Origin of the sequence: Shewanella sp. SACH, assembly GCF_001887095.2 — a bacterium.
Lineage (GTDB): Bacteria > Pseudomonadota > Gammaproteobacteria > Enterobacterales > Shewanellaceae > Shewanella > Shewanella baltica.
Genome location: NZ_MPDG02000006.1, coordinates 182,802 through 204,196 on the forward strand (window position 1 = coordinate 182,802; position 21,395 = coordinate 204,196).

Here is a 21,395-nt window from a genome sequence, read left to right on the forward strand (position 1 = left end):
AGTTAATGCAACCTTTTACGACCCATACCGGGCTTGCGGTCATGATAGACAGCACCAATATCGATACGGATCAGATCATTCCGAAACAGTTTTTGTCTAAGGTGACGCGCGATGGTTTTGGCGTGCACTTATTTCACGACTGGCGTTATTTAGATGATGCGGGCGATCTGCCTAACCCTGAGTTTTCATTGAATCAAAGCCGCTATAAAGGCGCGTCGATTCTTTTGGCGCAGGAAAACTTTGGTTGTGGTTCAAGCCGCGAGCATGCGCCTTGGGCGCTGGCAGACTTTGGTCTGCGTGCGATTATAGCGCCGAGTTTTGCTGACATTTTTTACGGTAACTCAATCAATAATGGCTTGTTACCTGTGGCGTTAACTCACGCGCAGGTGCGCCAATTAATGGATGAAGTGGCGGCAGAAGCAGGCGCACAAATAACTGTTGATCTCACAAGCTGCAAAGTGATTTCACCGTCGGGCGCCGAGTTTAGTTTTACGCTGGCAGAATCGGCAAGGCATAAGCTGCTAAACGGTTTAGATGCAATTGGGCTGACCTTGTCCCACGCTGCGCAAATCAGTCAGTACGAAACCCAAATCCAAGGCTGGCGTCGTTAGTTTTTCAGCGCACATTTGTACTGGTGTTGAGTCCATATTTAAGCGCCTAGGTTAACACCTAGGCGCTTTTGTTTTAAATCATCATCTACTCATGGTTTAACTAGTTGTATTTTAAGTGATAAATTTTTACTGCTGTTTGTGTGTCATAGAATTTTTGTATCGATAGTGATTTATGCTGAATTTGTTACATCTGAATGATTTACACGTGTTTCTGCGATTTTTAATTTTACTGTGTTGTTTATTATGGTTATTTTTTTATTTCACCATATTGAGTTAATCAGCACTGCGAATAGTAACTGGGCGAATATAGGCTGAGTTTTGTTTAAATGGTGATATTGGTCACTAAATCTGTTTTAAAGTCATCGTTAGCTAGAGTTTTTGTCTGTTTTATCTCCTTTGGTTGCAAACATCTTCTGCATAAGTAAACTGCTTCGCATTCAATCTGGAGTGTTTACTCTATTTTGCCTGAACGCCGCAGTACTCATTTAAGTAGTACAGATAACAATAATATTATTAGAGAATAACGATGCAAAAACGTCTTCTGACTTTGGCTGTCACTGCAGCCTTGTTAAGTTCAACGACTCAACTCCATGCCGCTGGTTTTCAATTAGCCGAATATTCTGCCACAGGCTTAGGCCGCGCCTTTGCGGGTGAAGCGGCTATGGCGGATAACGCTTCGGCTCAAGCACGTAATCCAGCCATGTTGACTTATCTCGAAGGTCGTCAGTTATCGACGGGTGGTATTTATGTCATGCCAAACGTCGATGTGACTGGCGATGTCAGCATTAGCTCGCCGTTGCTTGGCCCAGATCCTGTTGTTATGAAAGGTGGCGATGCACTGGATGTGGCCGATGACGCACTGGTGCCAAACTTTTATTACTCAAATCAGTTAAATGATCAATGGACTTGGGGCCTAGCGGTAAATTCTAACTATGGTCTAGCCACTGAATTACCTGCGACTCACGCCGCGGCTATTTTTGGTAACAAGACTTCGGTTACAACCGTTGAGTTTAATCCAAACATCGCTTATCGCATCAATGATGCAGTTAGCGTCGGTGCTGGTGTACGTATCGTTTATGGTGAAGGCGAAATTGGTGCGTCATTACCAGGTTGGGTCGATGGTATCAAACCGGCTCTGCCGGCTCCTGTACAGGCAATGTTACCTCCTGGTGGCACTGAGCTGAAAAGCATGAAGGGTGATGATGTGGGTTACGGCTGGCAGTTAGGTGCAAGCTGGCAAATTAATCCGGCTCACCGTTTAGGCTTTGCGTATCACAGCGGCGTGCAATTGGACTTAGATGGTCATGCTTCTGGTGTCTTGTATACAGGTGGTCAAGACGTGTCTATTGAAGGGTATTTACCGCTTGAATTACCCGCCTTTGCAGAAATTGCTTCCCACCACCAATTGACCGATAACTGGGCCATGCACGCGAGCGTGAACTGGACCGATTGGAGTGTATTTGATCAACTGGTGGCTTATTTCCCTGGTGACGTTAAACCTAAGGGCGACTTAGAGTCTGATTTAGTTAAAGAAGAACATTTCGAAGATAACTGGCGTTTCGCGCTGGGAACCACTTACCAAGTGAATAATAACTGGTTAGTGCGTGCCGGTGTCGCTTTAGATAAAACGGCAGCAAATGACGAGTGGCGCACAACCACAATTCCAGACTCTGACCGTCTGTGGTTCTCTGTCGGCGCTGGTTATCAGGCGACTAAGAATCTGAATGTTGATTTTGCGGTGACGTATATCAAAGCAACAGGTGATGCGCCAATCAACGAACAGCAAAATCTACTGGGCTTAGCGGCCGTTAACTTTAACGGTGAAGCGAGCGGCGATGTGTGGCTTGCGGGTATCCAGATGAGCTATAAGATGTAAGTTCTGCGTAGTTTAAAAAAGCCCTGAATCTTCAGGGCTTTTTTATGGCTCTAGCATGGTGGCGTTATCTTGTTTTACGGCTTGCTTGCTGGTCATGGCGGTAAATTCCGAATATATTCATTGCATAAGTAGTGGATCATGTTAACTCTCACCGGCATAAAAAGGCGGCGGAGAGTTCAGGTAGGATAGTAGCGTGCAGAAAAAATACGTGGTGGCCTTAGATCAAGGCACGACCAGCTCAAGGGCGATAGTGTTCGATCACGACGCAAACATTGTCAGCGTGTCCCAGCGGGAATTCACCCAGTTGTATCCAAATCCGGGTTGGGTCGAGCATGATCCCATGGAGATCTGGGCAAGCCAAAGTTCAGTGTTAGTTGAAGTGCTGGCGCGCGCGGGGATCCACAGCGATGAAGTTGCCGCGATTGGCATTACCAATCAGCGGGAAACTACAGTCATTTGGGAGAAAGCCACAGGTAAACCTATCTATAACGCGATTGTGTGGCAGTGCCGTCGTAGCTCTGAAATTTGTGAGCAACTCAAAGCTCAAGGATTAGAAGAGTATGTCCGTGAAAACACCGGCCTGTTACTCGACCCTTATTTTTCAGGCACTAAGATCAAGTGGATTCTAGATAATGTGCCCAATGCCCGTACGCAAGCCGAGCGCGGTGAGTTGTTGTTCGGCACTATCGATACTTGGCTAGTGTGGAAGTTAACCGAGGGCAAAGTGCATGTCACCGATCCCACCAATGCCGCCCGTACTATGCTGTTTAATATCCATAGCCTGACTTGGGATAACAAGTTACTTGAAGCTTTAGACATTCCCTTGTCTTTGTTGCCCGAAGTGAAGCCTTCCTGCAGTGTTTATGGCACCACGCGGATTGCCGGTGAAGGCAGTGAAATTCAAGTCGCAGGGATGGCGGGTGACCAACAAGCGGCGCTTTTTGGTCAGCTGTGTGTCGAGCCCGGCATGGCGAAGAATACCTATGGCACTGGCTGTTTTTTATTGATGAATACCGGGACCAAAGCGGTGCGTTCTAACCATGGGTTACTGACCACAGTTGCCGTGGGACCGAAGGGCGAAGTGAACTATGCCCTCGAAGGTTCAGTCTTCATGGGTGGCGCGACCATTCAATGGCTGCGGGATGAACTGGGGCTTATTCGTGACGCCAGTGATACTGAGTATTTTGCCTCTAAGGTTGCTGATACCAATGGCGTGTATTTAGTGCCCGCTTTTGTTGGACTCGGGGCGCCCTATTGGGATCCCAATGCCCGTGGCGCACTCTTTGGTTTAACCCGTGGCGCCAACCGTAATCATATTATTCGTGCGGCGTTAGAATCCATTGCTTATCAGAGTAAAGATTTACTCGATGCCATGACCAAAGACAGTGGCGTTAGCCTTAAGCGTTTGAAGGTGGATGGCGGCGCGGTCGCCAATGATTTTTTGATGCAGTTTCAAGCCGATATCACCGATGTCGAAGTATTAAGGCCGAGTGTTTGTGAGACAACCGCTTTGGGCGCGGCATTTTTAGCTGGCTTGGCGGTGGGCTTTTGGGAGAGTGTCATAGAGCTTGAACATAAAGCTTGTATCGATAAGCATTTCATCCCCAATATTGACGCCGAGACTCGGGTGCGGTTATACGCAGGTTGGCAGGATGCCGTCGCCAGAACTCGCGCCTAAGCTATTCGACTTAAGCTATTCAACTCAAGTCGTTGGACTTGAGGCATGCTTAGATTTGATATTGAGTTGGTTTGAAATATGACTCGATTGTGGTGAATAAAAAGGCGCTAATCCCATGGGATTACGCCTTTTCCGTTTTATATCAGTACGGATTTATACTTCAACATCAATAATATGTTGGCTCGGTGGCTTTTTGATTTCCGCGGTATCGTCGGTCACTTCAAGCACGACACCTTCTTTTAATTCTTCAGGCTCATCCGATGCACGGCGTTTCTTATTCTTGTTGTTATCAGCATCTTTGCGTCTCTCCCTGACTTTCGCGTCTCTCCCTTCTAACGTTGGGGGTAACTGCGACTGCGGTGTTTCATGGCTATCGGGGGCATTTGCGGTTGCACTACTCACTTGGTCGACGACCCGTTTAGGGTGCAACACGGCTTTCACTGGCTGCGCCAGCATGGCATAAATGCTATCCAATCCACTCATAACGCCTCCTTGTTATTACACCTCTTAACATGTTATCGGCAGGAGTCGGTCAATATTTAGACTATACGCGGTTTAAGTCGTTAAGGCGAATGAGGGGGTTAAGATCTAAGCATGAGCAATCGATGCTAACCAAAGCGGCACTCATTGTGAAGCAACCACAGTGGTTGAGAAGGAACAATAGTAGCGAGTGCAAAATTGAGGTGAGTTTGTTGGATTCGCGTGGTGCTTTTGCGGGATTTGGAGTGGGAAAGTTGAGCTTTCTCGCAATCGTGACATTAATATTCAACCATCTGCAAAAAGATGATCGTCTTTATTTCGGATAATTATTTAGATTTTCGTGCTAAATCCAACTCTTTTTTGACTGTCTAATAAGGTTGAGTTTAAGTTTATTTTGTTACTTTTTTGGGTTTAAGGTTATTCCTCGACCCGTAAAATCCCACAAATACAGAATTAATCCCCCATTTTTTTCATCGCAAGCACCTGAAAGCAAAAGGTTGCTGAATATTTCGGCGCAATTTATTCCTGTAGTTTCTTCTGTTTAGTCGATCTCTCGTGGTCTTTCATGTCAAAAGTTTGTCGCTAGGTTAAGTGCTCAACATGCTGCTAACCCGCTTGCCGACTGGATTTATAAAAGGATCCCATCCCTTGACATTGCTTGTCGACTGTCCCTAAACTTAGCAGTTGTGGGAAATAGTGGATATTTGTGGATCAAAAATCACAGGAAAGGATGAATTAGCGTGTTTCGTGGAGCCAGTGCTATCAACTTAGATACAAAGGGACGGATCGCTATTCCAGTGCGATACCGCGAACCTTTGCAGCTTGAGCACCAAGGCCGCATCGTGATTACCGTCGACATCCAATCCGCTTGTTTACTCTTGTATCCAATCCATGAATGGGAATTGATCGAAGCTAAGTTGTTAAAGCTTTCCGATACCGATAAAACCCAGAGATCGTTAAAACGTCTGTTACTCGGTTACGCCCACGAAGTGGAGCTCGACGGTAATGGGCGCATATTACTGCCACCACCGCTAAGGCAATATGCCAATTTAGATAAGCGCATCATGCTGGTGGGGCAATTGAACAAATTTGAGCTGTGGGATGAGCAATCTTGGCTGCAGCAAATCGATGAGTGTCAGGAAACGATTCGAAGTGAGGAGCTTGCTAGTAACGAGCGTCTCGCGGATTTTTCACTTTAACGAGTCGCGATAACTAAATAAGAAGAGAGTAATGAGTCAGGAATTTGCCCATTTATCCGTGCTGCTAGCAGAAACGGTTGGCGGTTTAAACATCAAAGACGATGGCATCTATATCGATGGCACGTTCGGCCGCGGTGGTCATTCAAGACAAGTGTTGCAGCAACTCGGTGAAAATGGCCGATTGATCGCAATCGACCGTGACCCTCAAGCGATTGAAGCGGCAAAACAATTTGCTGACGATCCACGCTTTCAAATCGTGCATGGTGGTTTTGGCCAATTAGCCGATTATGTCGAAGAGCTTGGGCTTGTGGGCAAAATAGATGGCGTATTACTCGATTTAGGTGTGTCTTCACCTCAGCTCGACGATGCCGAACGTGGTTTTAGTTTTATGCGTGATGGCCCGCTCGATATGCGTATGGATAACAGCCAAGGCCAAACAGCTGCTCAGTGGTTAGCTCGCGCAGAAATTGAGGATATGGCTTGGGTATTTAAAACCTATGGCGAAGAGAAAAACGCTCGTCATATTGCCCGTTGTATCGCTGCCGATCGTGATAAAACCCCGTTTTTACGAACTAAAGATTTAGCCGATTTGATCGCGCGTATCACTAAAAGTAAAGAACGCAATAAGCACCCTGCAACTCGAGTGTTTCAGGCAATCCGGATTTATATCAATAGTGAATTAGATCAAATTGATCAAGCGCTTGAAGGTGCTGTCAATGTACTGGCTCCCCAAGGGCGCTTGTCGGTCATCAGTTTCCACTCTTTAGAAGATCGTATCGTGAAGCGCTTTATTCGCCGCCATAGCCAAGGCGAAAGTGTGCCGCACGGTTTTCCGGTCACTGAAGATCAAATTAACAAGTCGCGTAAGTTACGCGCCGTGGGCAAGGCGATTATGCCATCCGACGAAGAAATCGAACGCAATGCCAGAGCTCGCAGCTCAGTGTTACGCATTGCCGAGCGTTTAGATTACTAAGGGGCGCACTGTGAGTAAGCCCTCGATCAATCTGCCACGGATCGTCTTACACGATTTATGGCTGCACAAATGGATCTTGTTATTAGCTCTGCTCGTGCTCTGCAATGCGGTCGCGGTTGTTTATGGCAGCCATATTAGCCGCCAACTAACGACCCAGTGGGACCAGTTACTGCAAGAGCGAGACAGATTAGATATTGAGTGGCGCAATTTATTATTAGAAGAGCAATCGCAGACTGAACACAGTCGTATTACGCGCATTGCCTCTAAGGAACTCAACATGAGTCGTCCGTTACCCAGCGAAGAAGTTGTGGTAAAGGTGCCGTGAGTATAGGGAAGATATGACTAGGCAAGCGAAAATCAAACGGGTAAGCAAACCGCAGAAACCACAACTAATCCATTGGCGTTTATACGTAGTGGTGGGGTTTGTGTGTACGCTATTTTGCAGCCTAGTGGGACGCGCAGCCTACATTCAAATTATCGAACCTGACAAATTACGCCATGAAAGCGATATGCGTACCTTACGGACCACAAGCCGTGAGGTGCAGCGTGGTTTGATCACCGATCGCAATGGCGACATGTTGGCCGTCAGTGTGCCAGTGCGTGCCGTTTGGGCCGATCCTAAACAAGTTAACGATAACAATGGCTTTGCGGATATGCGTCGCTGGCAAGCGTTAGCTGATGTGTTGCATGAACCCGTAGAAGACATATTAGATCGGGTGCGCAGTAATCCCACCAAACGCTTTACCTACTTGAAACGCCAAATTACTCCCGCGGTCGCGGACTACATCACTCAGCTGAAATTACCCGGTGTTTTCCTCAAATCTGAATCCCGCCGCTATTACCCTGGCGGTGAAATCACTGCTCAGCTTATCGGTATCACAAACATTGATGATGTTGGGATTGAAGGCGTAGAAAATGCTTATAACAGCTGGCTAACGGGCACGCCTTCAAAACAGAAAGTGCGTAAATCCCGCGATGGTCATGTGGTTGAGCGCCTCGATATCATCCAAGAAGGCGAAAGCCCGAATGATCTCGTGCTCAGCATAGATCAACGGATTCAGCAGTTAGCGTACCGCGAGCTGAAACGCACCACAGAAATGAACCAAGCGACCTCAGGTTCCATCGTCGTACTCGATATTCACACTGGTGAAGTCTTGGCGATGGTGAATACGCCATCGTACAACCCCAATGCGCGCGACAATCTGCAAACCTTCAGAATGCGTAACCGCGCGATGACAGATACCTTCGAGCCAGGTTCGACCATTAAGCCTTTTGTCGTGGCTGCGGCGCTTGAAGCGGGCACAGTTAAATCGACCGACATTATTGCCACTTCACCGGGTTGGATGCGTTTAGGCGGCCGCCAAGTGCGTGACCCTGCCAACTACGGCGACATGAGTTTGGCGCGTATTCTGGCTAAATCCAGTAACGTCGGCATCAGTAAATTGGCCTTATCTATTCCGGTGCAGCAGTTACTCGGCACGTATCAATCTATGGGGCTCGGTAGCTTCTCAGGGATCAACCTTACGGGCGAAAGCGCAGGCGTTATTCAAGACCGCCACCGTTGGTCTGACTTTGAGCGCGCCACCTTGTCCTTCGGTTACGGTTTAACGGCAACCACACTGCAACTTGCACGCATGTATGCCACTTTAGGCAATGGAGGCACCTTATTCCCCGTCTCAATTATGAAACTGAAAAAGCCCCCCGTCGGTGAGCGAGTTATTTCTGAAGATGTGGCCCACGATGTGATGCAAATGCTGGTCGGCGTGACAGAAAAAGGTGGCACCGGCACCTTGGCGCATATTGACGGTTATCCGGTTGCGGGTAAGTCAGGCACAAGTCGTAAGGCGGTTGCTGGCGGTTATGGTGATGATTATGTTGCTTTATTTGCGGGTGTTGCACCCGCGAATAATCCTAAGTTAGCGATAGTGGTGGTCGTGAACGAGCCTAAGGGCGATCTCTATTATGGTGGTTCAGTGGCGGGGCCGGCATTTGCCAAAGTCATGTCTGGCGCACTGCAAATGTTAAACGTTGAACCCATTACCGATAAAGAACAAGTGCAATTGGCGGGTATCGCCGCCGGGAGAGCAGAATGATGTTATTACGGGATCTGCTTGCGCCTTGGCTGCATTATGCCGGCGCGCAGTCCTTCAACGATTTGACCTTAGATAGCCGCGCAATACGTCGCGGCGATGTGTTTTTGGCGCTGCCAGGACATAAGGTCGATGGCAGACAGTTTATTGAAAAAGCCTTAGATTTAGGTGCCGCAGCCGTATTAGTCCATACGGATGATGCTGATCAGCATGGCAAAGTGTTGCACAGCGATAATGCCGGGCACGGTGTGCAGATTTATTTCTTCCAGTTGAGTCGCCAAGTATCAGCCATCGCCGCTCAGCGTTATCCCTTAGCGCATCAGTCTGCGACAACATCCCTTGGGGTGATTGGTATTACTGGCACCAATGGCAAAACCTCGACCAGCCAACTGATTGCCCAGCTGATAACGTCGCTCGGCCGCAAAGCCGCCGTGATGGGCACCCTTGGCAATGGACTCTGGGGCGAGCTTGTTGATAGTGGTAACACCACAGCCGATGCGATTACCTTAATGCGTCAGTTGCATGACTTTGAAGCCCAAGGCGCGAGTGTCTGCGCCATGGAAGTATCGAGCCACGGCTTAGTGCAAGGCCGCGTGGATGCAGTGCCATTCGATGTTGCTGTGTTCACTAATCTGACGCGCGATCACCTCGATTACCACGGCGACATGGAAAACTATGCCGCCGCTAAGCAAAGCCTATTTCGTTTCAGCACCTTAGGTCACGGTTTATTGAATCTCGACGACGCGGTTGGCGAGTCTTGGTTGACAGAACTTAAATCTGTGCCTGCGCAAATGTGGGGCTTTAGTATTGAAGGTCATCAAGCCGCGGCTTTTTATACTAAAAATGCCAAGTTTGACGATCAAGGTGTCAGTGCAACCTTAGTGTGGCCCGAGGGCGAAACTCAAATTCACTCACCACTTCTTGGTGCCTTTAATCTTTCTAATTTACTCGCGGCGCTATCGGCCTTGTATCTGCAAGGTTTTGATATGAAAGCGTTAGCCGAGCAAGTGCAATACCTAACGCCCGTCGCAGGTCGTATGGAGCGTTTCACAACTGCTAATAACATCACCTTAGTGGTCGATTATGCCCATACGCCAGATGCGATTGAACAAGCGTTAAACGCGCTACGTCGACATTGTGTCGGTGATTTATGGTGCGTATTTGGCTGTGGTGGCGACCGTGATAAGGGCAAGCGTCCTTTGATGGGCAAAGCCGCAGAGCAATATGCCGACCGCATTATGGTGACCAGCGACAATGCGCGCAGTGAAAACCCCGCGCAAATTATTACCGATATTATCCAAGGGCTAACCCATCCTCAGCAGGCATTGACTCAGGTTGACCGTATCGCAGCAATTAAAGAGGTTGTGGCATTGGCTAAACCTGGCGATGTGATCTTGCTTGCGGGCAAAGGCCACGAAACTTACCAAGAGGCGGCAGGTGTGCGTCATGACTATGATGAACGCGCCCTGGCACGCCAGTTATCGGAGCAATCAAGATGATCCCTCTTTCTCTCGAGACCCTAAGTCAACACTTAGGTACGTTTCGAGTCGGTGACGACGTCACCATCGAAGATTTAAGCAGTGATAGCCGCAAAATCGGCGCTGCAACCCTGTTTGTAGCCTTAAAGGGTGAGCGTTTTGATGGCCATGATTTTGCTGCAACCGCTATTGAGAACGGCGCCGCGGCGTTAATGGTCGAGCGCGAGTTAGCCTTTGATATTCCGCAGCTGATTGTGCCCGATTGCCAAAAAGTCATGGGCGCGATAGGGGCTTATGTCCGTGATCAAATCAATCCGATTTGCGTGGCGTTAACAGGCTCAAACGGCAAGACTAGCGTGAAGGAAATGATCGCGACCATTCTGTCGGCAAAGCATCAAATCCTCTATACCGCTGGTAACTTCAACAATGAAATCGGTGTGCCGCTTACCTTGCTGCGTTTAACGCCAGCGGATGAGTTTGGAATATTCGAACTCGGCGCTAACCATAAAGGTGAAATTGATTACACCTCAGGACTCGTGCGTCCGAACGTGGCGCTGGTGAATAACGTCGGCAGCGCCCATTTAGAAGGATTTGGATCGCAAGCGGGTGTCGCGCAGGCTAAGTCGGAAATTTTTAATCATCTGCAGGCCGATGGCACCGCCATCATCAACGCCGATGATGCCTTCGCCGATTTTATGAGCGTTAAGGCAAGACCTTATAAGCAACTGAGCTTCTCCCAGCAAGATGGCGCCGCTAAACGTCATATCGATGTCATCGCTACAGGTCATAAGGCCAATGCCGATGGTTGCTATCGTTTTATGCTCAATTACTCAGGTGAATCTTGCCAAGTGGTACTACCGCTGGCGGGTCGCCATCAGGTGAGTAATGCACTCGCCGCTGCAAGTGCTTGTATTGCCTTGGGATTAAGTTTGACAGAGATCGCCGAAGGCTTAAGCCAATTAACACCAGTGAAAGGGCGCATGCAGCCGAGTCAATTGGGACGCGTACGTCTAATCGACGATAGCTATAACGCGAATCCTGTGTCCGTTGGGGCGGCAATCGCTTGGTTAAAGGAAATTTCTGAAAATCGCTGTCTGGTACTGGGAGATTTAGGAGAATTAGGCGACAATGCGCCCCTTTTACACGCTGAACTAGGGCAACTGGCCAAGCAACAGGGGATAGATGCCTTGTTTTGCACCGGAACGTTAAGTCAGCATACGAGCCAAGCTTTCGGTGCGGAGCACTATGACAGTGTGGCGACGTTAGTAGAAAAACTCATAAAGCATATTAACCAGTTACCGGGACAGGTAACGGTTCTCGTTAAAGGTTCACGTAGCGCCGCCATGGAGCGGGTCGTGGATGGACTAACAGTAGCCTTCGGGCGTGGGGAGTTAGTGTAAATGCTGGTATATCTGGCCGAGTATTTAACCCGTTTTCATACCGGGTTTAACGTGTTTTCCTATGTAACGTTTCGAGCCATTTTAGGCTTATTAACCGCATTGGTTTTTAGCTTATGGTTTGGCCCTAAACTGATCGAGCGTTTGCAATTACTGCAAATTGGTCAGGTCGTGCGTAACGACGGTCCAGAATCACATTTTAGTAAGCGTGGCACGCCGACTATGGGTGGCTTGCTGATATTAGCTGCTATCTTCATCAGCGTTTTGCTGTGGGGCGATCTCGGTAGCCGCTATGTGTGGGTGATGTTGTTTGTGCTCGGCAGTTTCGGTTTGATCGGCTTTATCGACGATTACCGCAAAGTGGTGCGTAAAGACACTAAAGGTTTGATCGCGCGCTGGAAGTACATTCTGCAGTCTTTGGCTGCGCTGCTCATTGCTTTTTTCCTGTATGCCACAGCGGCAAATCCAGGTGAAACCCAGTTAGTGGTGCCTTTCTTTAAAGACGTGATGCCTCAACTTGGCGCCGTATTTATCGTATTGGCGTACTTCACGATTGTGGGTTCGAGCAATGCGGTGAACTTAACCGACGGCCTCGACGGTTTGGCCATTATGCCGACGGTAATGGTCGCGGCGGCGTTTGCCTTGATTGCTTATTTGTCCGGTCACGCGCAGTTTGCGAACTACTTACATATTCCGCATTTACCCGGTTCGGGTGAGCTTGTGATTGTCTGTACCGCCATTGTCGGTGCGGGTCTGGGCTTTTTGTGGTTCAACACTTACCCCGCGCAAGTCTTCATGGGCGATGTGGGTTCTCTGTCATTAGGTGCTGCACTGGGCACAATTGCAGTGCTCGTTCGCCAAGAGATTTTGTTAGTGATCATGGGCGGCGTGTTCGTGATGGAAACCCTGTCAGTCATTCTGCAGGTGGGTTCGTACAAGTTACGCGGCCAGCGTATTTTCCGCATGGCGCCGATACACCATCACTATGAGTTAAAAGGCTGGCCTGAACCTCGAGTGATAGTACGTTTTTGGATTATCTCGATATTCCTCGTCTTACTTGGCTTAGCCACGTTGAAGTTAAGGTAATTGGTTATGCAAAATCAGTATTCACACATAGTGTTAGGTTTAGGGGCAACGGGTTTGTCCGTCGTGCGCTATTTGTGTGGAAAGGGCATTACGCCATTGGTCATGGACAGTCGTCGGCAGCCTCCGGGCGCCGAAACATTAGCGACGTCTTTTCCTGATGTGAAGCTGATTTCTGGCGGATTCGATTGCCGTTATCTCGTGCAAGCGACGCAGATCATTATCAGTCCCGGCATTGCCACTTATACCCCAGAGGTGCGTGCCGCTGTGGATATGGGCATCGAAGTGATTGGCGATGTGGAGCTATTTGCCCGTGAGATTGCTGACCGTAAACCTTGCGTTATCGGTATTACTGGCTCTAACGGTAAATCAACTGTCACTACGCTTGTGGGCGAAATGGCAAGGGAAGCGGGTATTGCCGTTGCCGTTGGTGGCAATATCGGTGTGCCTGCGCTGGATTTACTGCATGAAAATGCCGACTTATTTGTGCTTGAGTTGTCGAGCTTTCAATTGGAAACCACCCATAGCCTTAAGTGTGTGGTGGCGACCTGTTTGAATATCAGCGAAGACCACATGGACAGATACAGCGATATCGCTGCCTACCGCGAAGCTAAATTACGTTTATACAAACAAAGCCGCGCCGTGCTGTTTAATCGCGACGATAAACTGACCGTACCGCCAGAGCCAATGAACCAAAACAGTTTTGGTTTAGCTGCGCCAGAAACGGACGAATGGGGCATCAGCGACAGCAAGATTTATCACGGCAGCAGCGAAATCATGCCGATCACTGAAGTCTCCCTGATTGGTAGCCATAACCATGCCAACTTACTCGCAGCAATGGCGCTTGTGGATGTTGTCGGTATTGATAAACAGATTATGGCAAAAGTGGCGCGTAGCTTTACCGGCTTATCCCATCGCTGTGAAGTGGTTGGGATTAAGAATGGCGTGACCTATGTCAATGACTCGAAAGCGACGAATGTCGGTGCCACCGTTGCCGCGCTCGATGGTTTGAGTGATCACTTAGGCGATATTATTTTGATTGCTGGCGGCGACGGCAAAGGTGCTGATTTTAAACCTTTAGGCGTGGCGTTAGCGAAAGTAACACACCTCATTACCTTAGGTCGTGATGGCAAAAAGATTGCCGCCTTAAAAGATGGCGCTGTCAGAGTCGAGACTATGGCGGCAGCGGTAACGAAAGCCGCTGAATTGGCGACCTCTGGCGATATCGTTTTATTGTCGCCAGCCTGCGCCAGTTTAGATATGTACAGTAACTTTATGGCTCGAGGTGACGATTTTAGAAACCTTGTGGAGCAACTCAATGGCGAGTGATGTAAGACAACTCAGCCTATTTGGGCGTTTGCGTTCAGCAATGCCCAATTGGCAACGTGATACCGAAGTGCCGGGCGTGCAATTGTACGACCGTGCTTTGCTCGCGGCTGTGTTGTCTTTGATTGGCTTTGGCTTTGTGATGGTGATGTCGGCCTCAATGCCAGAAGCGCAAACGCTCACGGGTAATCCGTTTTATTTTATGACTCGCCATGTGGGTTATTTAGTGGGTTGCTTAGCCATTGCGGCATTTGTATTAAGAGTTGAAATGCAAACTTGGCAGCGCTGGAGTCCCATGCTGCTACTGGTTGTGGGCTTGATGTTACTGGCGGTTTTAGTGGTCGGTACTACGGTAAACGGCGCGACGCGTTGGTTATCGATCGGCCCAATTCGCATCCAAGTGGCGGAAGTCGCTAAGTTTGCCTTTGCCATCTACATGGCGGGCTATTTAGTGCGTCGTCATCAGGAAGTGCGCGAGAACGCTAAGGGTTTCTATAAACCGATTGCGGTATTTGCCATTTACGCTGTGCTGATTTTGATGCAGCCCGACTTAGGGACGGTTGTGGTGTTGTTCGTCGGTACCGTTGGCCTGCTGTTTTTAGCAGGGGCACGTTTGCTCGACTTCTTCGCCCTGATTTTTGCCGGTGTGTTGGCGTTTGTGGCTTTGGTGTTGTTAGAACCTTACCGTATGCGCCGAGTGACATCGTTTATGGATCCTTGGCAAGATCCCTTCGGTAGCGGTTACCAGTTGACGCAATCTTTGATGGCCTATGGCCGTGGCGATTGGTTTGGCCAAGGGCTGGGCAACAGTATTCAAAAATTAGAATATCTGCCCGAAGCGCACACTGACTTTATCTTCGCCGTGATCGGGGAAGAATTAGGTTTTATCGGTATTATTGCCGTGTTATCCGTGCTGCTGTTTGTGGCGCTGAGATCGATTCGTTTGGGCAATTTGTGCTTAGCCATGGATAAACCCTTCGAAGGTTATTTAGGTTACGCCATTGGTATTTGGGTGTGTTTCCAGACTGTGGTTAATGTTGGCGCGAGTATCGGCATGTTACCGACCAAAGGACTGACATTGCCTTTTATCAGCTACGGCGGCAGTAGTTTATGGGTCATGACGGCGGCAGCCATGATGCTGCTACGCATTGATTACGAGCGGCGCATGACATTAGTTCAGGCCGTGCAAGGGAGATTGAAGTGATGACCCCAGCAGGAAAACGTATTTTAGTCATGGCGGGTGGTACGGGAGGACATGTGTTCCCGGCGCTGGCAGTGGCTAAGTATCTAGCTCAACAGGGTTGGCAAGTGCGTTGGTTAGGCACGGCCGATCGTATGGAGGCGCGTTTAGTGCCCCAGTATGGATTTGATATTGATTTCATCGATATCAAAGGTGTGCGCGGCAATGGTTTGATACGTAAACTCGCGGCGCCCTTTAAAGTGGTGCGCTCAATATTGCAGGCTAAGGCCGTGATTGCTGAGTTTAAACCCGATGTCGTGCTTGGCATGGGCGGATTCGCCAGTGGCCCAGGTGGTGTGGCGGCAAGATTAGCCGGTATTCCATTGGTACTACATGAGCAAAATGCCATCCCAGGGATGACGAACAAGTTGTTGTCGCGGATTGCGACGCAAGTGTTATGTGCCTTTAAAAATACCTTTACCACAGTGAAGGCCAAGGTTGTTGGTAATCCGATTCGCCAAGAATTGATTGCCTTAGGCGCAGAACCAAAGCCAGAGGCTGATGAAGCCTTAAAAGTATTAGTTGTCGGTGGCAGCCTTGGCGCCAAAGTCTTTAACGATCTGATGCCTGAAGCGGTTGCGATTCTGAGTCAGCAGCAGTCCGTTACGGTTTGGCATCAAGTGGGTAAAGATAATCTTGCGGGCGTGAAGGCGGCTTATCAGCAACATGGGCAAGATGGCGGCGTGAATATCGCCGAGTTTATCGACGACATGGAAGCCGCTTATCGCTGGGCTGATGTGGTATTGTGCCGCGCCGGTGCGCTGACAGTGTCTGAGTTAGCGGCGGTGGGGCTACCGAGTATTCTGGTGCCTTATCCCCATGCGGTGGATGATCACCAAACCCGTAACGGTCAAGTATTGGTTGAGGCTGGCGCAGCTTTCCTATTGCCACAGGCCATCTTGGACGTGAATAAACTGGCGGGCAAATTACAACTGCTCGCCAATGACAGAACAGAATTAGCCCGTATGGGCCAAAGAGCAAGAGACGTTGCCGTACTGGATGCGACTGAACAAGTTGCCGCAGTGTGCATCAGCCTTGCTGAGAAAGGATAAGCATGACTAAGACAGAAAGATATGCACAACTGAGAAGCATGATCCCAGAAATGCGCCGTATTAAGCGTATTCACTTCGTCGGCATTGGCGGCGCGGGCATGGGCGGGATCGCCGAAGTGTTAGTGAACGAAGGCTATCAGGTGAGTGGTTCGGATATCGCGCAAAATGCCGTGACCGACAGATTGTGTTTGCTCGGTGCCAAGATCCAAATTGGTCATGCCGCCGAAAACGTGCAGCAAGTGGATGTGGTCGTGGTCTCCACGGCGATTAATCTGGAAAACCCAGAAATCCTGGCTGCCAAAGAATTACGTATTCCTATCGTGCGTCGCGCCGAAATGCTAGCCGAGTTGATGCGCTACCGTCATGGTGTGGCGATTGCCGGCACCCATGGTAAAACGACGACAACCAGCCTTATCGCCAGTGTTTACGGTCAAGCGGGGCGGGATCCTACCTTCGTGATTGGTGGCTTGCTCAATAGTGCCGGTACCAACGCCAGATTAGGCACCAGCCGTTACTTGATTGCTGAAGCCGATGAGAGTGATGCGAGCTTCCTGCATTTGCAGCCTATGGTCAGTGTGGTAACTAACATTGAAGCCGATCACATGGATACCTATGGCGGTGATTTCGAAAAATTGAAATCGACCTTCGTGGATTTCCTACATAACTTGCCCTTCTACGGTGTCGCAGTTGTGTGTATCGACGATGCTGTTGTCCGTGAAATCATGCCGCGGATTGGTCGTCAACTTGTGACCTATGGTTTTAGTGACGATGCGGACGTGCAAGCGCTGAATTTCAGTCAACAAGGGCATCAGTGTCGTTTCACGGTGAGACGTAAAGGCAAAGCGGATCTCGATCTGGTGCTTAACTTGCCGGGTCAACATAACGTGCTTAATGCCTTGGCTGCGATTGCGGTCGCGACTGAAGATGAAATCGACGACAGCGCCATTACTCAGGCGTTAGTGGAGTTCCAAGGTATAGGCCGTCGTTTCCAACACTTGGGTAAGTTTGCTACGCCCAAGGGCGAAGTTATGTTAGTTGATGATTATGGCCATCATCCCAGTGAAGTCGCCGCGACCATTAAAGCAGCCCGTGCAGGTTGGCCAGACAAGCGTCTGGTTATGGCGTATCAGCCACACAGGTACACACGTACCCGTGATTTGTATGAAGACTTTGTTGAAGTGTTATCCCAAGTGGATTGTTTACTGTTGCTCGATGTTTATAGTGCGGGTGAAGCGCCGATCACTGGTGCCGATGGCCGAGCCTTATGTCGCTCAATTCGCCTGCGTGGCCAGTTAGATCCGATCTTTATCGCCAGTCCTGATCAGCTCGCAGAAGTCTTGCCCGATGTATTGCAAGAAGGGGATTTATTACTCACCCAAGGTGCAGGTAATATTGGCGCCCTGTCACGATTGTTAGCGACGACAGAATTGGGCTTTGCCGTTGCGGAATTACCTGCGCAAGCAAGCTGATCTTTAGCGCTTGATCTGCGAGGAAAAGGAAATTTTGACCAAAGGATTTTGGTCTATATAATGGCCGGTTTTCTGTGGTTTTTAATGAGTGTCGTTAAAGGTGGAATGAAGCGTGTCTTGGAGTGATAAGAGGCGGCACTGGCGGGCAAGAATGTCACGGGTTAATTGGTATCTGTGGAGCGGGGCTGGCTTTTTATTCTTCATCGTGGCCAGTTTTGTATTTGGTGGATACCAGTTACATAAATTTTTAAACGATGCCAGCACCTTGCCGATTGAGGCCGTTGCCATCAAAGGTGAGCGGGCTTATACCACAGATAAAGATATACAAGTGGCACTACAGGATTTAATGCAGCGGAGTTTTTTTAGTGCTGACATCACCTTAGTGCAACAGGCGTTAGAAGACTTACCTTGGGTGTATCGCGCGTCGGTAAGACGTGAGTGGCCAGCGAAACTCAGGGTGTATTTGCAAGAGCAGCAGCCGGCGGCCCATTGGAATGGTGACTCCTGGTTGAATGTGCATGGTGAAGTGTTTGAAGCGCCATCGCATCCAGAGCTGGAGCATTTACCGCAGTTATCTGGGCCAGATGATATGGGCCTTGAGGTGTTGACTGTCTATGCACAGATCAACTCCCTGTTAAAGATTAATGGCTTTACCTTAGCCAGTTTGTATTTGACGCCACGACATGCGTGGCACGCGACCTTAGGAAACGGCATCGTTTTAGATTTAGGTCGAGAAGATAAAATTGCACGGATACAGCGATTTATTACTGTTTATCCGGTTTTGGCGAAACAAGAGAAATCCGTTGCCAGAGTAGATTTGCGCTACGACACAGGGTTGGCCGTAGGCTGGGGCGATGCACAAACAAGAGAGCCGATAATTAATGATCAAAAACCAAGATAGAAACCTTATCGTCGGATTGGACATAGGAACCTCTAAGGTCGCAGTGATCATAGGCGAAGTTCTGCCCGATGGCGAAATCAGCATAGTCGGCCTTGGCAACCATCCCTCAAGGGGCATGGATAAAGGTGGTGTTAACGATTTAGATTCGATCGTTCGCAGTGTACAACGTGCGCTCGATCAAGCGGAATTAATGGCGGATTGCCAAGTGTCATCGGTTTACCTGAGCATCTCTGGTAAACACATCGCCTGCCAAAACGAAAACGGCATGGTCTCGATCAACGATGAAGAAGTGACACAGGAAGACGTTGATAACGTGATCCACACGGCTCGCTCGGTGAAGATCCCGACTGAACGTCGCATCTTACATGTGCTGCCACAGGAGTATGCGATCGACGTGCAAGACGGTATTCGCAGCCCAATCGGTATGTCCGGCATGCGTATGGAAGCCAAGGTACACATAGTGACCTGCGCCAATGATATGGCGAAAAACATCACTAAGAGCGTTGAACGTTGTGGCCTTAAGGTCGACGACTTAGTGTTCTCTGGGATTGCTTCGGCCGATGCCGTGCTGACCTTCGATGAGAAAGACTTAGGTGTGTGTATCGTCGATATCGGCGGTGGCACCACAGATATTGCGGTATATACCAACGGCGCCTTGCGTCATTGTGCGGTTGTGCCTGTTGCGGGCAACCAAGTGACCAACGACATTGCGAAGATTTTCCGCACGCCGTCGTCACATGCTGAACAAATTAAAGTGCAATTTGCCTGTGCGCGCAGCTCTATGGTGAGCCGCGAAGACAGTATCGAAGTACCGTCGGTAGGTGGTCGTCCATCACGTAGCATGTCACGTCACACGCTCGCCGAAGTGGTAGAACCAAGATACCAAGAGCTGTTTGAGTTAGTACTTAAAGAGTTGAAAGATAGTGGATTAGAAGATCAAATCGCCGCAGGTATTGTGCTCACAGGTGGCACAGCGTCGATTCAAGGTGTGGTCGATATCGCGGAAGCGACGTTCGGCATGCCAGTTCGTGTAGCGTCACCGCTACCGATCAAAGGTTTATATGAATACGTGGACCAGTCTATTTACTCCACTGGAGTCGGACTGCTTCATTACGGTGCACGACGGGTGATCGAACGTCAGTTCGAACGTCCTGAGCGCCAAGGGGTAACTAGCGCTTGGAATCGGGTCCAAAGCTGGTTTAAGGGCGAATTTTAATTTTCATAACGCAGGCAACACGGAGATCAGACAATGTTTGAGATCATGGATACTCACTCAGACGACGCGGTGATTAAAGTCATCGGCGTTGGCGGCGGCGGCGGTAACGCTGTCGAACATATGGTCAAACACAACATTGAAGGTGTTGAGTTTATCGTTACCAATACAGACGCTCAGGCCCTGAGAAAATCAGGTGCAGGCTCAACGATTCAATTAGGACGCGATGTCACTAAAGGTCTCGGAGCAGGAGCAAACCCAGATGTGGGTCGTGCAGCAGCTGAAGAAGACCGCGAAAACATTCGCGCGGCAATCAAAGGCTCTGACATGATCTTTATCGCTGCCGGTATGGGCGGTGGTACAGGTACAGGTGCTGCACCAGTTGTCGCTCAAATCGCTCGCGAAGAAGGTATTCTGACCGTTGCGGTTGTGACTAAGCCTTTCCCATTCGAAGGGAAAAAGCGTATGGCTTATGCTGAGCAAGGTATTGCTGAGCTGGCTAAGCACGTGGATTCGTTAATCACGATTCCAAATGAAAAATTATTAAAAGTATTGGGCCGTGGCACTTCTTTACTCGATGCGTTCGCCGCAGCGAATAACGTGTTACTTGGCGCGGTACAAGGCATTGCCGAGCTTATCACTCGTCCAGGTCTGATTAACGTCGACTTCGCCGACGTGAAGACTGTGATGTCTGAAATGGGTAATGCCATGATGGGTACAGGCGTCGCTCGCGGTGAAGACCGTGCAGAAGAAGCGGCTGAAGCTGCTGTTGCCAGCCCATTATTAGAAGACATCGACTTAGCCGGTGCGCGTGGTGTGTTAGTTAACATCACTGCGGGTATGGACATGAGTATCGAAGAATTCGAAACCGTGGGTAATCACGTTAAGGCTTATGCCTCTGACAACGCGACTGTGGTTGTTGGTGCTGTCATCGACCCAGAAATGAGTGATGAGCTGCGTGTAACGGTTGTTGCTACGGGTATTGGTGCTGAAAAGCGTCCAGATATTCAATTGGTGTCTAAGCCTGCGCCTCGTCCAGAGCCAGTGGTTGTGGAACCAAAAGTCGAAGCCTATGTCGAAGAAGCGGTACATGTGAACTACGCTGCGCCAAAAGGCAACGTATTGCCAGCGGCACCACAGCCAGCTCCACAGCCTGCACCATCGACAAAGCATGAGTTGGATTATCTTGATATTCCAGCATTTTTGCGTAAGCAAGCCGACTAGCGATAGCGTTTGAGTCCAGCGTATATGTGAGGTGTTGTTCGTTTTGGGCAATACCACAGCATAGCTGCATTTGTGTGACATAATAAAGTTATGTTATTATGTTGA

The 21,395-nt window shown here is 49.2% G+C and carries 18 protein-coding genes; 17 read left to right on the plus strand and 1 reads right to left on the minus strand.

Going from position 1 to position 21,395, the window contains the following annotated elements; all coding sequences use genetic code 11:
* Positions 1–5 precede the first annotated feature (5 nt).
* The 3 genes from leuD (at position 6) to glpK (ending at position 4,165) form a co-directional block, all read left to right on the plus strand.
* On the plus strand, positions 6–611 hold the full coding sequence (leuD, locus tag BM607_RS18940; RefSeq protein WP_071940395.1) for a 3-isopropylmalate dehydratase small subunit: 606 nt from the start codon (positions 6–8) through the stop codon (positions 609–611).
* A 526-nt stretch (positions 612–1,137) separates the two neighbouring features.
* Positions 1,138–2,487 carry an outer membrane protein transport protein gene (locus BM607_RS18945; RefSeq protein ID WP_071940394.1) on the plus strand — a complete coding sequence of 450 codons (1,350 nt, stop codon included), beginning with the start codon at positions 1,138–1,140 and terminating at the stop codon, positions 2,485–2,487.
* 193 nt (positions 2,488–2,680) lie between these two features.
* Positions 2,681–4,165 carry a glycerol kinase GlpK gene (gene glpK, locus BM607_RS18950; RefSeq protein WP_071940393.1) on the plus strand — a complete coding sequence of 495 codons (1,485 nt, stop codon included), beginning with the start codon at positions 2,681–2,683 and terminating at the stop codon, positions 4,163–4,165.
* A gap of 153 nt (positions 4,166–4,318) precedes the next feature.
* On the opposite strand, the gene BM607_RS18955 is transcribed toward glpK, so the two are convergent.
* Positions 4,319–4,648, minus strand: coding sequence for a hypothetical protein (locus BM607_RS18955; protein WP_006079884.1), 330 nt, complete (start codon positions 4,646–4,648; stop codon positions 4,319–4,321).
* 737 nt (positions 4,649–5,385) lie between these two features.
* Between BM607_RS18955 and mraZ the strand changes: the two genes are divergently transcribed.
* The 14 genes from mraZ to ftsZ all read left to right on the plus strand — a co-directional run bounded on the left by mraZ (position 5,386) and on the right by ftsZ (position 21,290).
* Positions 5,386–5,844 carry a division/cell wall cluster transcriptional repressor MraZ gene (gene mraZ, locus BM607_RS18965; protein ID WP_011982222.1) on the plus strand — a complete coding sequence of 153 codons (459 nt, stop codon included), beginning with the start codon at positions 5,386–5,388 and terminating at the stop codon, positions 5,842–5,844.
* A gap of 31 nt (positions 5,845–5,875) precedes the next feature.
* Positions 5,876–6,817, plus strand: coding sequence for a 16S rRNA (cytosine(1402)-N(4))-methyltransferase RsmH (rsmH, locus tag BM607_RS18970; RefSeq protein WP_006079886.1), 942 nt, complete (start codon positions 5,876–5,878; stop codon positions 6,815–6,817).
* 10 nt (positions 6,818–6,827) lie between these two features.
* Positions 6,828–7,142: a cell division protein FtsL gene (gene ftsL / locus BM607_RS18975; protein ID WP_006079887.1), complete on the plus strand. Its 315-nt coding sequence runs from the start codon at positions 6,828–6,830 to the stop codon at positions 7,140–7,142.
* A 13-nt stretch (positions 7,143–7,155) separates the two neighbouring features.
* Positions 7,156–8,910 (plus strand): peptidoglycan glycosyltransferase FtsI, encoded by a 1,755-nt coding sequence (locus BM607_RS18980; RefSeq protein WP_006079888.1) that lies wholly within the window; start codon positions 7,156–7,158, stop codon positions 8,908–8,910.
* Positions 8,907–10,406 carry a UDP-N-acetylmuramoyl-L-alanyl-D-glutamate--2,6-diaminopimelate ligase gene (murE, locus tag BM607_RS18985; RefSeq protein ID WP_071940391.1) on the plus strand — a complete coding sequence of 500 codons (1,500 nt, stop codon included), beginning with the start codon at positions 8,907–8,909 and terminating at the stop codon, positions 10,404–10,406. Before BM607_RS18980 ends, murE begins: the two co-directional genes overlap by 4 nt.
* Positions 10,403–11,785, plus strand: coding sequence for a UDP-N-acetylmuramoyl-tripeptide--D-alanyl-D-alanine ligase (gene murF / locus BM607_RS18990; protein ID WP_087486582.1), 1,383 nt, complete (start codon positions 10,403–10,405; stop codon positions 11,783–11,785). Before murE ends, murF begins: the two co-directional genes overlap by 4 nt.
* Positions 11,786–12,868 carry a phospho-N-acetylmuramoyl-pentapeptide-transferase gene (gene mraY, locus BM607_RS18995; protein ID WP_006079891.1) on the plus strand — a complete coding sequence of 361 codons (1,083 nt, stop codon included), beginning with the start codon at positions 11,786–11,788 and terminating at the stop codon, positions 12,866–12,868.
* Between the two features lie 6 nt (positions 12,869–12,874).
* Entirely contained in the window at positions 12,875–14,194 is a 1,320-nt protein-coding gene (gene murD / locus BM607_RS19000) for a UDP-N-acetylmuramoyl-L-alanine--D-glutamate ligase (RefSeq protein ID WP_071940390.1), read from the plus strand.
* Complete coding sequence (ftsW, locus tag BM607_RS19005; RefSeq protein WP_006086699.1) at positions 14,184–15,395, plus strand: cell division protein FtsW; 1,212 nt, start codon at positions 14,184–14,186, stop codon at positions 15,393–15,395. Before murD ends, ftsW begins: the two co-directional genes overlap by 11 nt.
* Positions 15,395–16,483: an undecaprenyldiphospho-muramoylpentapeptide beta-N-acetylglucosaminyltransferase gene (gene murG / locus BM607_RS19010; protein ID WP_006079894.1), complete on the plus strand. Its 1,089-nt coding sequence runs from the start codon at positions 15,395–15,397 to the stop codon at positions 16,481–16,483. Before ftsW ends, murG begins: the two co-directional genes overlap by 1 nt.
* Before the next feature lie 2 nt (positions 16,484–16,485).
* Positions 16,486–17,952 carry a UDP-N-acetylmuramate--L-alanine ligase gene (gene murC, locus BM607_RS19015; RefSeq protein WP_006079895.1) on the plus strand — a complete coding sequence of 489 codons (1,467 nt, stop codon included), beginning with the start codon at positions 16,486–16,488 and terminating at the stop codon, positions 17,950–17,952.
* Positions 17,953–18,103: 151 nt separating this feature from the next.
* Positions 18,104–18,853, plus strand: a complete 750-nt coding sequence (locus BM607_RS19020; protein WP_012586608.1) for a cell division protein FtsQ/DivIB — start codon at positions 18,104–18,106, stop codon at positions 18,851–18,853.
* Complete coding sequence (gene ftsA / locus BM607_RS19025; protein ID WP_006079897.1) at positions 18,834–20,069, plus strand: cell division protein FtsA; 1,236 nt, start codon at positions 18,834–18,836, stop codon at positions 20,067–20,069. Before BM607_RS19020 ends, ftsA begins: the two co-directional genes overlap by 20 nt.
* 33 nt (positions 20,070–20,102) lie before the next feature.
* A complete protein-coding gene (gene ftsZ, locus BM607_RS19030) occupies positions 20,103–21,290 on the plus strand; it encodes a cell division protein FtsZ (protein WP_006079898.1) in 1,188 nt (395 codons plus the stop codon).
* The last annotated feature ends 105 nt before the right edge of the window (positions 21,291–21,395 follow it).

Coding starts and splice junctions, on each gene's coding strand:
- BM607_RS19020 (WP_012586608.1), top strand. CDS start 18,104: ATGTCACGGGTTAATTGGTATCTGTGGAGCGGGGCTGGCTTTTTATTC.
- BM607_RS18955 (WP_006079884.1), bottom strand. CDS start 4,648: ATGAGTGGATTGGATAGCATTTATGCCATGCTGGCGCAGCCAGTGAAA.
- murF (WP_087486582.1), top strand. CDS start 10,403: ATGATCCCTCTTTCTCTCGAGACCCTAAGTCAACACTTAGGTACGTTT.
- mraY (WP_006079891.1), top strand. CDS start 11,786: ATGCTGGTATATCTGGCCGAGTATTTAACCCGTTTTCATACCGGGTTT.
- murG (WP_006079894.1), top strand. CDS start 15,395: ATGACCCCAGCAGGAAAACGTATTTTAGTCATGGCGGGTGGTACGGGA.
- ftsA (WP_006079897.1), top strand. CDS start 18,834: ATGATCAAAAACCAAGATAGAAACCTTATCGTCGGATTGGACATAGGA.
- murC (WP_006079895.1), top strand. CDS start 16,486: ATGACTAAGACAGAAAGATATGCACAACTGAGAAGCATGATCCCAGAA.
- BM607_RS18945 (WP_071940394.1), top strand. CDS start 1,138: ATGCAAAAACGTCTTCTGACTTTGGCTGTCACTGCAGCCTTGTTAAGT.
- murD (WP_071940390.1), top strand. CDS start 12,875: ATGCAAAATCAGTATTCACACATAGTGTTAGGTTTAGGGGCAACGGGT.
- leuD (WP_071940395.1), top strand. CDS start 6: ATGCAACCTTTTACGACCCATACCGGGCTTGCGGTCATGATAGACAGC.
- ftsZ (WP_006079898.1), top strand. CDS start 20,103: ATGTTTGAGATCATGGATACTCACTCAGACGACGCGGTGATTAAAGTC.
- ftsW (WP_006086699.1), top strand. CDS start 14,184: ATGGCGAGTGATGTAAGACAACTCAGCCTATTTGGGCGTTTGCGTTCA.
- murE (WP_071940391.1), top strand. CDS start 8,907: ATGATGTTATTACGGGATCTGCTTGCGCCTTGGCTGCATTATGCCGGC.
- rsmH (WP_006079886.1), top strand. CDS start 5,876: ATGAGTCAGGAATTTGCCCATTTATCCGTGCTGCTAGCAGAAACGGTT.
- BM607_RS18980 (WP_006079888.1), top strand. CDS start 7,156: ATGACTAGGCAAGCGAAAATCAAACGGGTAAGCAAACCGCAGAAACCA.